This window comes from Desulfovibrio sp. ZJ369 (assembly GCF_011039085.1).
In the GTDB taxonomy this organism is placed as follows: domain Bacteria; phylum Desulfobacterota; class Desulfovibrionia; order Desulfovibrionales; family Desulfovibrionaceae; genus Desulfovibrio.
The window spans coordinates 1-9,544 of the sequence record NZ_JAAKEI010000060.1 but is presented as its reverse complement, the minus strand read 5'-3'; the positions used below and the strand labels follow the sequence as shown (position 1 = coordinate 9,544).

Annotated in this window: 18 protein-coding genes and 1 pseudogene; 16 read left to right on the top strand and 3 right to left on the bottom strand. The window is 61.7% G+C overall.

Annotated elements, in window-relative coordinates:
• Nucleotides 1-167 precede the first annotated feature (167 nt).
• Nucleotides 168-593 (bottom strand): hypothetical protein, encoded by a 426-nt coding sequence (locus G7Y51_RS12420; protein ID WP_206214337.1) that lies wholly within the window; start codon nt 591-593, stop codon nt 168-170.
• Between the two features lie 91 nt (nt 594-684).
• Here G7Y51_RS12420 and G7Y51_RS12415 point away from each other — a divergent pair, with 91 nt between their 5' ends.
• The 10 genes from G7Y51_RS12415 to G7Y51_RS12370 are packed head-to-tail and all read left to right on the top strand — an operon-like array spanning nt 685 to nt 5,819.
• Complete coding sequence (locus G7Y51_RS12415; RefSeq protein WP_165177947.1) at nt 685-960, top strand: helix-turn-helix domain-containing protein; 276 nt, start codon at nt 685-687, stop codon at nt 958-960.
• 1 nt (nt 961) lies between these two features.
• On the top strand, nt 962-1,429 hold the full coding sequence (locus tag G7Y51_RS12410) for a hypothetical protein (protein WP_165177944.1): 468 nt from the start codon (nt 962-964) through the stop codon (nt 1,427-1,429).
• Nucleotides 1,426-2,460 (top strand): hypothetical protein, encoded by a 1,035-nt coding sequence (locus G7Y51_RS12405; protein ID WP_165177941.1) that lies wholly within the window; start codon nt 1,426-1,428, stop codon nt 2,458-2,460. Before G7Y51_RS12410 ends, G7Y51_RS12405 begins: the two co-directional genes overlap by 4 nt.
• Nucleotides 2,414-2,803 carry a hypothetical protein gene (locus G7Y51_RS12400; protein WP_165177938.1) on the top strand — a complete coding sequence of 130 codons (390 nt, stop codon included), beginning with the start codon at nt 2,414-2,416 and terminating at the stop codon, nt 2,801-2,803. The genes G7Y51_RS12405 and G7Y51_RS12400 overlap by 47 nt, the downstream gene beginning before the upstream one ends.
• On the top strand, nt 2,800-3,231 hold the full coding sequence (locus G7Y51_RS12395) for a RusA family crossover junction endodeoxyribonuclease (protein WP_165072931.1): 432 nt from the start codon (nt 2,800-2,802) through the stop codon (nt 3,229-3,231). The genes G7Y51_RS12400 and G7Y51_RS12395 overlap by 4 nt, the downstream gene beginning before the upstream one ends.
• Nucleotides 3,228-3,425, top strand: a complete 198-nt coding sequence (locus G7Y51_RS12390; protein WP_165177490.1) for a hypothetical protein — start codon at nt 3,228-3,230, stop codon at nt 3,423-3,425. The genes G7Y51_RS12395 and G7Y51_RS12390 overlap by 4 nt, the downstream gene beginning before the upstream one ends.
• Nucleotides 3,406-3,963 carry a hypothetical protein gene (locus G7Y51_RS12385; protein ID WP_165177935.1) on the top strand — a complete coding sequence of 186 codons (558 nt, stop codon included), beginning with the start codon at nt 3,406-3,408 and terminating at the stop codon, nt 3,961-3,963. The genes G7Y51_RS12390 and G7Y51_RS12385 overlap by 20 nt, the downstream gene beginning before the upstream one ends.
• Nucleotides 3,963-4,919: a phage terminase large subunit gene (gene terL / locus G7Y51_RS12380; protein WP_165177933.1), complete on the top strand. Its 957-nt coding sequence runs from the start codon at nt 3,963-3,965 to the stop codon at nt 4,917-4,919. Before G7Y51_RS12385 ends, terL begins: the two co-directional genes overlap by 1 nt.
• A 13-nt stretch (nt 4,920-4,932) precedes the next feature.
• A complete protein-coding gene (locus G7Y51_RS12375; protein WP_165177931.1) occupies nt 4,933-5,592 on the top strand; it encodes a hypothetical protein in 660 nt (219 codons plus the stop codon).
• On the top strand, nt 5,592-5,819 hold the full coding sequence (locus tag G7Y51_RS12370; RefSeq protein WP_165177929.1) for a MerR family transcriptional regulator: 228 nt from the start codon (nt 5,592-5,594) through the stop codon (nt 5,817-5,819). Before G7Y51_RS12375 ends, G7Y51_RS12370 begins: the two co-directional genes overlap by 1 nt.
• A gap of 29 nt (nt 5,820-5,848) precedes the next feature.
• Here G7Y51_RS12370 and G7Y51_RS12365 read toward each other — a convergent pair whose 3' ends face one another.
• Entirely contained in the window at nt 5,849-6,160 is a 312-nt protein-coding gene (locus tag G7Y51_RS12365; protein ID WP_165177927.1) for a helix-turn-helix domain-containing protein, read from the bottom strand.
• Between the two features lie 2 nt (nt 6,161-6,162).
• Entirely contained in the window at nt 6,163-6,510 is a 348-nt protein-coding gene (locus tag G7Y51_RS12360) for a type II toxin-antitoxin system RelE/ParE family toxin (RefSeq protein WP_241160249.1), read from the bottom strand.
• 151 nt (nt 6,511-6,661) lie between these two features.
• Between G7Y51_RS12360 and G7Y51_RS12355 the strand changes: the two genes are divergently transcribed.
• From G7Y51_RS12355 to G7Y51_RS13815, 6 genes and pseudogenes are all read left to right on the top strand, one after another.
• Complete coding sequence (locus tag G7Y51_RS12355; protein ID WP_165177923.1) at nt 6,662-7,255, top strand: pesticin C-terminus-like muramidase; 594 nt, start codon at nt 6,662-6,664, stop codon at nt 7,253-7,255.
• Nucleotides 7,255-7,551, top strand: a complete 297-nt coding sequence (locus G7Y51_RS12350) for a hypothetical protein (RefSeq protein ID WP_165177951.1) — start codon at nt 7,255-7,257, stop codon at nt 7,549-7,551. Before G7Y51_RS12355 ends, G7Y51_RS12350 begins: the two co-directional genes overlap by 1 nt.
• Nucleotide 7,552: 1 nt before the next feature.
• Complete coding sequence (locus G7Y51_RS12345) at nt 7,553-7,798, top strand: hypothetical protein (protein ID WP_241160227.1); 246 nt, start codon at nt 7,553-7,555, stop codon at nt 7,796-7,798.
• 8 nt (nt 7,799-7,806) lie between these two features.
• Nucleotides 7,807-8,832, top strand: coding sequence for a hypothetical protein (locus G7Y51_RS12340; RefSeq protein WP_206214336.1), 1,026 nt, complete (start codon nt 7,807-7,809; stop codon nt 8,830-8,832).
• Nucleotides 8,829-9,056 carry a hypothetical protein gene (locus G7Y51_RS12335; RefSeq protein ID WP_165177921.1) on the top strand — a complete coding sequence of 76 codons (228 nt, stop codon included), beginning with the start codon at nt 8,829-8,831 and terminating at the stop codon, nt 9,054-9,056. The genes G7Y51_RS12340 and G7Y51_RS12335 overlap by 4 nt, the downstream gene beginning before the upstream one ends.
• 8 nt (nt 9,057-9,064) lie before the next feature.
• Nucleotides 9,065-9,544 (top strand): annotated as a pseudogene (locus G7Y51_RS13815) (hypothetical protein); the annotation flags it as partial.

Here is a 9,544-nt window from a genome sequence, read left to right as displayed (position 1 = left end):
AAAGCAAAAACATGTGATGAACTGTATAAATCCATTGGAAAAGCATTAAGTTGTATCACACAAAAAGACGCTGAAGGATGGTTTAAATCCTGTGGATATGTAAAAAGTTAAAAGCAAAATGCTCTAGCCGGAACGCGACTTTAGTCGCCAAGGTGAATCCACCGGCTTTAGCCGGTGGAGTGTTCAATTTGCCGGGTCTCTTCCGGCGGAATCGGGCGTTGATCAAGCCTGTCGCTTATCAGTTTCATAAAGGCTGAATTTTGCGCTTTCAATTCGATAATTTCTCGTTCTTGGGCTTTAAGCTGCTCTTTTGCCTTTTCAAGCTCATGGCGGCAACTTGCCTCTGGAGAATCCCACGGGAAAACCAGAACTCCTCCCATACAATCCACCAATTTGGAAACTGTTTGCAGGTTCAGACTTCCTTTTGTCAGAGAGGGAGGGGCATCCGTTCGGCCATACCCCATTGTTTTCAGAAACCTCGAAAGGCCAGCCTGATCCACCTCGGCCGCTTGCGAAAGCGCACGAGTGTTTTTGAAGGTTCCATCCCCAAGAACCCTTAGCAGGGCTCCCCTGAAATTTTTTTCCATATTCATGCCTCCTTAGTAGCCTAGTTGTGTCAAACGGCAAAAGCTGAACGACCACATTTCACTTGACTTTTATATTGTCGTTCGACAATCTAGCCCCATGAACAACTACACCCTTCGAGACGACATCCGAGCGTGTCTGAAAGGCCGCGGCATTTCCATCCACCGCCTTGCCCAAGAAAGCGGCGTGGATGCAGAGGCTCTTTGGCGCTTCGTCAATAACAAGAAGCCAAACCTTACCACAGACTCGCTGTTCCGCATCTGGCCCCACGTCTATGGGGAACAAAAACCATCGCCGCTCTCTCCCAACAAAGTAGAGGCAGAATCTTCTCTCCAGGAAAAACCTACCGCAGTAGATGAAGGCAAGGAATCATAAAATGGAAGAAGCATCCTTGCATGTTACACGGCTGCTCAATCAGGCCTGCTCGCAATATCCGGGGGGCCTGCGGGCCGTGTTCGCCATCCTGGTGCAAAGAAGTTCCCGCTCCCGTGCCGAATCCAGGCTGTACGCCGATTTCAATCCTCACCCCTCAAGCGCCGGGAAGCTCAAGGTGGAGGACATGATTACGGCCATGACAATCACCGGGGATCACGGGGCGCTGCATTTCTTGGCTTCCTACTTTGGCTACAGCCTGACGCCACTCGCCTGCGTTGAGCCGGACGCCCCCACGATGGAAGGCGAAATGCTCCAGGACTACCCCGCCGTGGTGGCTTTCCATGAGGCGGTGAAGGACTACCAGAGCGGCAAGATCGAATACGAGACCGTCCTTGCACGGCTTGAAGGCGCACTCCTCGATCTTCGCCAGACGGCGGCGATGGCCAAGGACAAGAGAGCGGATTCATGAACACAGACATACGCCTTTCCGTGGGATTCTTCAGCCATCCCAAGACCATTAAGCTCATGCGCCAGGCAGGCGCAGAAGGCGTTGTCTGCCTGCAACGCCTTTGGATTTGGGCCGCTCAAAACCGCGTGGATGGGTGCCTGGTCGGGTTCGAGGCGGATGATATTGAGATTGTGGCCGGTTGGACCGGCGAATTGGGCTTCCTTGTCCGGACGTTGGAATCTCTGCGCTTTCTGGACAGGAACGGCGACGCGTATTGCCTGCATGGTTGGGCGGAGCATCAAGCGTATGTCACGCAGGAGCCGGCCCGGATCGAAAAGTCGCGGAAGGCTGCGCAAAAGCGTTGGAGCAATGCCCGCAGAAATGCCAATGATGGCAATGGGGTAATGCCCGATGATGCTTCAGGCAATGCCAGTAGCAATGCCAGTAGCAATGCTAGTAGCAATGCTAGTAGCAATGCTAGTAGCAATGCCCCAAACCAAACCAATCCAAACCAAGAAGAAAATACATCCCCCCCTGTAGAGAGTCTTGTGAACCAGGATCGCGCGCGTTCCCCAGAGCGCGGCAGTGAGGGAGTTGGGGCGGATTTGTCAGGGCCAGGGCTGGAATTTGTGGAACTCCGGGAGTTCTACAACCGCGAAATGCGGGCTGAAGGCCCGTTGGCGGGCTTTTCCGAGTACAAACAGCTCAAGGCCGCGCGAGACATGACTGGCGCATCGCTCTGGCCGGGAAACGCCAGGCTTTTTGACGACCTCTCGGCCCGCAAGGAAGCTGGCGTCTGGAACCGGGGCTTTGAGATCGGGCTTGGGCGCTATCTGCGCGAAAAGACCTGGCTTGCGCCCATCCAGAGCCGGGCTTCACCGCCATCGGAGGCCACGCCGACAGAGTTTCAACGCCAACAGCAGGACAGGCGCACCATGATGCGCATAGCCAAAGATCTCAGAGAGCGCGAAAGAGCGGCAAAGCAACAGGCGCAAGGAGGGCAACATGGACAGAGAGCAGCTGCAGCAACGCCTCCTGCCGCGTTTGATTGAGGCGGAGGCGGTTCACAAATCCGGGCGCTCCCCGGAGGAACTTGCCCTCCTGGCTGAAATTTTCGCCGATGACCTGGACGGCGAGAACCCCGAAGCCATAGAACGGGCCTTTGCCCTGCACCGCAGGGAATCCTCGCGATTCCCTACCCCGGCGCACATTCTGGCCTTGCTGCCCAGATGCAGGCAGCCCGCGCACTCGCTGCCGTCCTTGCCGATGGAAGTCTCCGGCCGCAAGACGCCGGGCCTGGGGCGGCTGGTATCCAGGGCTCTGCGCGGGGAAGCCGCGGCCAGAAACGCAATGGAAAAACTGATCAGGCAAACGCGCGCGGGAGTACGGCAATGATCGCTTTCACGTTGTCCTGCATTCCCACGGCGCAACAGCGCGCCCGGCACGGCGTGGTCAACGGGCACAGCATGACGTACAAGTCCGGCTCCCAGCGAGCGGCCGAGCGGACCCTGGACGCGTTGCTGGCGCCCCATGCGCCGGAAGTCCCCATGTCCGGGGCCGTGGTGCTGGAGTTCCGGGCCGTGTTCCCGCCGCCGCAAAGCGTGAGCAAAAAGGCGCGGGCGGCCATGCTGCGGGGACAGATCCAGCACGTCAAAAAGCCGGATCTGGACAATCTGGCCAAGCAGCTCAAGGACGCCATGTCCAGGCTGCAATTCTGGGGCGACGATCGGCAGGTGATCCGCATGGTCAGCGAGAAGCGGTACGGCGCGGTGGGCCACTGGGAGGTATGCGTGCGCGAAGTGATGGAGGGCGAAGCGATATGAGCAGAATCACCGGCGCGAAATGCGAGGATTGCGGCAAGGTCGCCGGAGGCGCGGGCAACTGGTCCGCTGTGTGGCGCGCGCTCAAAAACATGGGCTGGACCGTGGACCGGAGAGTCCATAGGTGCCCGGCCTGTTCCGCAGCGTGGCAGGCCAGGCTTGAGAGGGAGGCGCGGCGTGGCCCGGCTGACCGCTGAGCAGTGGGAGCAGGCCCGGGCCGAGTACGAGGTGCGCGGGGTGAGTCTGGGCGACGTGGCCAAGCGTTTTTGCGTGGCCACGTCCAGCGTTTCCAGGCGGGCGCGGGCCGAGGGCTGGACGCAAGGGCGTTTGCAAGACCTTGCGGAGCGGAAAGTCGCGGCAGTCAAGGAAATGGCCGAGGTGGAAACGCAAACGCAAGACCTGCCCGTGCGTTTCCAGCACACCTTGCAAAGCGTGGTGCAGGAGCGCCTGCAGGCAGAGGGATTGCTCGCCAGTCTGGACGTGGCCCTGGCCGCCAAGGCTATCACGCTCGCCCATCAGGCCACGAGCGCGGCGGACATTGAGACGCTTTCCCGCGCGCGCAAAAATCTTGCGCCCGCGCAGCAGGCCCCGGCCCAGCAGACCACCGTCACCGTCAACCAGCAGGCCCAGGCCGGAGCGGCCGCCGAGGCTGTCTCCGTTCCTCCGGCTCCGCCGACGCCCGAGGGGGCCGTGCGCGCCGTGCTGCGCGGCGCCCTGGAGGGGGATGACGTCTGATGCTGTTCGCCCGCGCAACTCAGGCCGAGCGCGACGAGATTCGCCGCGCCTGCGAGGCCGACCTGCTCACGTTCACGGCCATCATGTTCCGCGCGCGCATGGCCCAGCCGTTTTTGATCAACTGGCACCATGAGCGCATTGCCGATGCTCTCATGGCCGTGTACCGCGGCGAGGTCAAAAATCTGCTGGTGACCATGCCGCCCGGCGGCACCAAGACCGAGCTGTGCGTGATCCATTTCATGGCCTGGTGTTTTGCCCGCTCGCCGTACTGCCGCTTCCTGCACCTTTCCGGTTCGGGGGAATTGGCAAGCCTGAACAGCGCCACGGCAAAAGAAATTATCGAACTTGAGGAGTATCAGGCCCTGTGGCCGCGGGCCATCAAGCGGGACACGCGGGCCAAGAACCGCTGGAACATCGACGTATGCGGCCGCACGGCGGGCGGCGTCTATGCCACCAGCACGGCCGAGCGCAATGACTACTCCGTCCTCTCGCTGTGGGGCTTTGACGGCGTCAGCGTCTATCTGCTGGACATGGAGCGCGGCAAGTGGGAAGCCCCGGACCTGCTGACGGTCGCGGCGTCCTTTCTGGCCCGGCATCGGCCGCGGCGGCCCTCTCCGCTCAGGCTGCGCGGCGTGCTGATTGAGGACAAGGCCAGCGGCACGGGTTTGATACAGAGTCTGCGGCGTGACGAGACGTTGCGGGACATGCCGATCATTCCCGTGCAGCGCGGCACGGACAAGGTAAGCCGCGTCAATGACGTGCTGCCATTCATCCGGGCCGGACGCCTGTGCGTGCCCGAGTCCGCGCCGTGGCTCGCGGCCTATCTGGGCGAGCTGGCGGCGTTTTCGCCGGCCATGACGCACAAGCACGATGATCAGGTGGACGTGACCTGCGACGCGCTCAACGAGTTTTTACAGGCAGGCGGCGGCATAAGCCGGGGAATGGATCTGTCGTAGGGGAGGCACAGCAATGGCACGGCTGAGACTTTTGAGAGACGCTCTCACCGGAGAGCGATATTACCGGGAGGCGGCCACAGGCATGGCTTTCCGGCGCATTGTCGGCTCTCTGGTGTGGCCCTGCGGAGAGCGGCCGGGCTGCCTTGTGGTACTGGGGGAGACGCGCTCCCGCCAGAACGTCCTGGGCGCGCTCAGGCACGATGTGCACAGGCTGGAGGAGATCCGCAGCGACGACGTGTCGGTGTTGGTGTCCCGGATGGCCCGCATGACAGAGGATTGGCTGGTCCAGTACTGGGCCACGCCCATGGCGGACAATCGCGTGTACCTGCTGGACGACGCAAACGACAGCCAGCGCAGACTCCGCCGTCCGCTCCTGCACTATGGCGACCCGCAGGGGTGGCAGGGCCGGGGCGAGGGGCTGTTGCCTTTTTACCACGCCCTAGCGCAGCGCCGCACCAGGAGCGAAAAGACCCTGTTCTTTGACGGTCCCTGCGACGCTGCGGTGGAAATCCTGAAGTTGCAGCCGGAGGACGCGAGCCGCAGGCCGACAGACTTCCCGGCGGCCGCGGCCTTGTTTTTCGCGCTCGCGGAAATCGACGTTGACCCATGGCCGGAATGGGGCGAGCGCGCCAAACTCTACGGGGGGCCTGCCGACGAGCTGGGAGGCTACTGATGGAGCGTGCCAATGCTGTGTCGTATACCCCGAAAATCCTGAAGAGTATGCGGGAAATCTGTGAGGAAATGGGCGTTTGCGCCAAGGTGGTCAGGATATGGGTTGCCGCGGGCGCGCCCATTGCCGTTGAGGGCAGCGACAAGAGGCGCAAATACAGCGCCGAGGCGGCACGTCTGCAACTGTGGCGCGAGTCGGCTGCCGGCACAAAACAAAAGGCCGAGGCGTAAGCTGCCCCGGCCTGGATCCTGATGCTTTTTTAGCCCGCCAACGCGGCACGCACGGTGTCCGGCGCTTTTTCGATGACGCGCAGGTATGCGCGTGCTGCGGGGTCGGGCTTGCGTTTTCCCTGTTCCCAGCCGCGCACGGCATACAGGGAAAGCCCGAAGTTCGCGGCGAAACTCGCCTGCGTCATGCCCATGCGTTCCCGGATGGCTTTCACATCCACATGTTCGGGCGCGCGCGCCACCTGAACGACGTGTTCCACGTATTCCGATTTGGGCATTTTGCCTTGGGCGATCTGGACCGCCTGTTCCATGCTCTTGAGGAGCTTTTCGCCAAATTCGCTCATATCTATTTCACTCCGTATGCTTTGAGGAGTTCTCCCACAAACCTTTTCAGACCGTTCTTTTCTCCCATCGTCAGGGTGTCTTTGCGATTTTTGGGATATATCATCAGCGCAAACACCGGTATGGACTCCGCGTAGTAATAATAGATAACGCGGTACCCACCGCTTTTGCCGCCTCCCCGGCGTGCCCAGCGCACCTTTCGCACACCCCCCGTCTGCTCGATAATATCCCCGGCCTCGGGATGTTCCGCCAGAAACAATATCAGATCGTTCCGCTCGTCCTCGGTCAGGAGGGCTTTCACTTCATGCGTAAACGCCGGAGTTTCCGCTACCGTCATAGGGGTGTTTTGCATGGAGATATATGTAATACATTGTCTTACTTACGTCAAGATCGAAAAACCTGTCAAGTTGTCCTGAGATGCACCTGGGACGTGCTGAGATGGTCCTGGGTAATCCTCCCCAGATTCTCCATGCTACGCTTCCGGCAAACCGGGAGCGTTTTTCATGGTGCATACCGAGTTCATCCGTCGCTTTTTGGCCCGCTGGGAGACGCGGCAGCTTGTCGCCTATATCCCATGCCGCAAACGCAATTTCACGGGCCGGGAAAACCCGGCCGCGTGCGGGGAGCCCATTGGCGCGTCCGGCGTGACGGTCGGCGCCGGTCTGGACCTGGGCCAGCAGGCAGAGGCCGATCTGCGGCGCATGGGGATTCCCGACGCGCTCATGGAGCGGTTCCGGCCCTATCTCGGCAAGCGCCGTCAGGATGCGCTTGCCGCCCTGGCGGCCGCGCCCCTTACTCTCACCGATGCGCAGTGCGAGGCCGTGGATGCGGCCGTGCATGGCGACTATATCCGCAGGGCCGCAGCTCTTTACGACCGGGATAGCGCGGGCCTGCCGTTTGCGAACGTGCCGCCCCAGGCCCAGGCAGTCATTGTCTCCCTGTTTTACCAGTTGGGCGCGCCTTCCGGGTATCCCAAAACATGGAAGTATCTTTGCGCCGGGGACTGGGCCCGGGCCGCCCGTGAACTGCAAACCGGGTTCAAACGGTACGCCAACCGCCGCGCGGACGAAGGGCGGTTGCTGGCGGAGGTTGCGTGATGATCAAATTTCTCAAGTCTCTTTTTGGTCTGGGGGGAAAAGCTCTGGACAGAATCCTGCCGGATCGGGCCAAACTCCAGGAAAAGAATCTGGAAATCAATGCCGAGACGGAACGGGCCAGCGGCGGACGTCTGACCCCGCGCAGGCTCATGATGTACCTGCTCTGTCTTCTGTTCGCATGGGAGGCCGTCGCGCGGCCCGTACTTGTTACCTACTGGCCCGGCCTCACCCTGCCGCCCAGCATGGGCAAGGAGATATGGCTGGCCGTTTCCGCGCTGTTCGGCATGGGGTTTTAGCGTGAGCGTGGATCGCGAACTTTCCGAATATGACCTGAACACGGCCGCGAGTATCGCGCGCCTGGAAGCCAAGGTTGACGCCCTCATCATCCGTTTTGACGAGGCCATCACCACTCAGGTCAAGGATCACGGCAAACGCCTTGGCGTTCTGGAAAGGCGCGCGGTCTGGCAGGCGGGATGGATTGCCGGAGCCGGTCTTGCCGGATCGGCAATGACCGCGGTTATTTTCAAATTTTTGGGCCTGTGAGGGATACCATGCTCTACATCTCCCCCAGCCTCGAAGAGCAGAGGGAGCGGCTTGCGCCGCAGCCGGACAAGCCTCCCCTGGCCCCCTACCAGCAGGACGATACATCTTTCTGGCCCGAGGGCATTGCCTGCGCCCTGCGCGCCCCGCAGGCGGGCATCAATGCGTCCGTGCGCGCCATGCAGGACAACGCCGGGGCCTCTTCCGGCCCTGTCTATGGCATCAACATGGCCTGCCTGGCGCCCGGCGAAGACCCGCTGGAGATGCAGGCCAACCGGATTTTCCTGTTCGACAAGCACGGCATCAACCTCTCCCAGGCATTTCAGGCCGTAACCGTGCCCTCGGCCATTGAGCACAATCTGGCGCTCGCCACATTCTGGCAGAACGGAGCCGACGAGGTGAGCGCGCCGCGTTTTAACGCCGGCGACGGCAATATTGCCGGGGCGGGCAAAACCGCCTCCGGATTGTCCATGCTCATGGGCGCGGCCAACATTCTGCTCAAGGATCACATCAAGGACTTTGACGACTGCATTGTAGCGCCGTTCATCCGCGCCATGTTTCGTTGGAACATGCAGTGGAATCCCCGCGAGGACATCAAGGGCGACTTTGAGGTGGTGGCCTCGGGCAGTCAGAGCATGATCGCCAAAGAGGTTCGCGCCCAGCAGGTTCCGGCCCTGATTTCCTACATGGGCATTCCGGCCTTCGCGCCGTTCATCCGCGCGGAAAAACTGCTCGAAGTGGCCCTGGAACAGACCGACCTGCCGGCGGAGCGCATTTTGCGTAGCGAGGAAGAGGCCAGGCAGTACGAGGAGCAGCAGATGCGGGCGCAGGCTCAGGCCCAGGCGCAAGCCCATACTGAAGCCCTGATGGAACAGTTGCAGCGCCAGGGCATGACGCCGGAGCAGATACAGCGGCAGATGGTGCTCTTGCTGGCCCAGCTCGCGCAGGTCGCCGATGGCGGACAGCCGGGAGCCCCGTCTCTGCCGCCGGGTGAGCCTCAGCCGGGCGGCGCGCCCCGGCAAGGAGTTGGGGCATGAACGCGGATAGTCGCTCCCGCAGGGCGGATGCCGTGCGCGCCCTGCAAAAAGCGCACGGCCAGGGCCTGCACACGGCCCTGATCGACCTGCTGGAAGCCGAGATAGCCGAGGCTCAGGAGGAGATGGAATCGGCGGATCAGAGCATCACCATCTGGCGGGCGCAGGGCCGGGCCGCTGGGGCCCGGAGCCTGCTTGCCGCCATAACCCCGCGCAACGCGGGATAGGTGGAATCATGAGTCAGTTGCAGGAAGAGACGGCGGCCCGGCCCGAAATGCCGACCGGGGAACAGGCTGAAGCCCAGTTTGATGAAGGATTCGAGCTAGGCGGGGAAGACGAAGGACGGGATACGGCCCCTGCGAAAGAGCCGGAGCAGCCCGGCGGTGAACAGGCCCGGCCGGAGGAACAGCCGCGGGCGGATACGCCGCAGACGCCTCCCGTCACGCCGCAGACGAGCCCGGAGCAGCTTCACGACTATGAACCGCAATCCGATCCTCCGTCCGCGCCTCAAGCGGCGCCGGAACCCGCCCCGGTAAAGACGGTGGAGGCGCCGGCAGAAATCGCGGACGAGCTGGAAACGCTGAAAACCCTGAACCCGCCCGCCGCGTCCCAGCCCACCTTCCGCGACATTGAGGCGAGCATTACGCAGTACGGCGATTATGTGGAACTGACGGACGTGCTGACCGACACCCATGAAGATCCGCTCATTGCCGAG

Excerpts from the sequence above, each read along its gene's own strand:
- G7Y51_RS12420 (WP_206214337.1), bottom strand. The coding sequence starts at position 593 with ATGAATATGGAAAAAAATTTCAGGGGAGCCCTGCTAAGGGTTCTTGGG.
- G7Y51_RS12415 (WP_165177947.1), top strand. The coding sequence starts at position 685 with ATGAACAACTACACCCTTCGAGACGACATCCGAGCGTGTCTGAAAGGC.
- G7Y51_RS12410 (WP_165177944.1), top strand. The coding sequence starts at position 962 with ATGGAAGAAGCATCCTTGCATGTTACACGGCTGCTCAATCAGGCCTGC.
- G7Y51_RS12405 (WP_165177941.1), top strand. The coding sequence starts at position 1,426 with ATGAACACAGACATACGCCTTTCCGTGGGATTCTTCAGCCATCCCAAG.
- G7Y51_RS12400 (WP_165177938.1), top strand. The coding sequence starts at position 2,414 with ATGGACAGAGAGCAGCTGCAGCAACGCCTCCTGCCGCGTTTGATTGAG.
- G7Y51_RS12395 (WP_165072931.1), top strand. The coding sequence starts at position 2,800 with ATGATCGCTTTCACGTTGTCCTGCATTCCCACGGCGCAACAGCGCGCC.
- G7Y51_RS12390 (WP_165177490.1), top strand. The coding sequence starts at position 3,228 with ATGAGCAGAATCACCGGCGCGAAATGCGAGGATTGCGGCAAGGTCGCC.
- terL (WP_165177933.1), top strand. The coding sequence starts at position 3,963 with ATGCTGTTCGCCCGCGCAACTCAGGCCGAGCGCGACGAGATTCGCCGC.
- G7Y51_RS12375 (WP_165177931.1), top strand. The coding sequence starts at position 4,933 with ATGGCACGGCTGAGACTTTTGAGAGACGCTCTCACCGGAGAGCGATAT.
- G7Y51_RS12370 (WP_165177929.1), top strand. The coding sequence starts at position 5,592 with ATGGAGCGTGCCAATGCTGTGTCGTATACCCCGAAAATCCTGAAGAGT.
- G7Y51_RS12365 (WP_165177927.1), bottom strand. The coding sequence starts at position 6,160 with ATGAGCGAATTTGGCGAAAAGCTCCTCAAGAGCATGGAACAGGCGGTC.
- G7Y51_RS12360 (WP_241160249.1), bottom strand. The coding sequence starts at position 6,510 with ATGCAAAACACCCCTATGACGGTAGCGGAAACTCCGGCGTTTACGCAT.
- G7Y51_RS12355 (WP_165177923.1), top strand. The coding sequence starts at position 6,662 with ATGGTGCATACCGAGTTCATCCGTCGCTTTTTGGCCCGCTGGGAGACG.
- G7Y51_RS12350 (WP_165177951.1), top strand. The coding sequence starts at position 7,255 with ATGATCAAATTTCTCAAGTCTCTTTTTGGTCTGGGGGGAAAAGCTCTG.
- G7Y51_RS12340 (WP_206214336.1), top strand. The coding sequence starts at position 7,807 with ATGCTCTACATCTCCCCCAGCCTCGAAGAGCAGAGGGAGCGGCTTGCG.
- G7Y51_RS12335 (WP_165177921.1), top strand. The coding sequence starts at position 8,829 with ATGAACGCGGATAGTCGCTCCCGCAGGGCGGATGCCGTGCGCGCCCTG.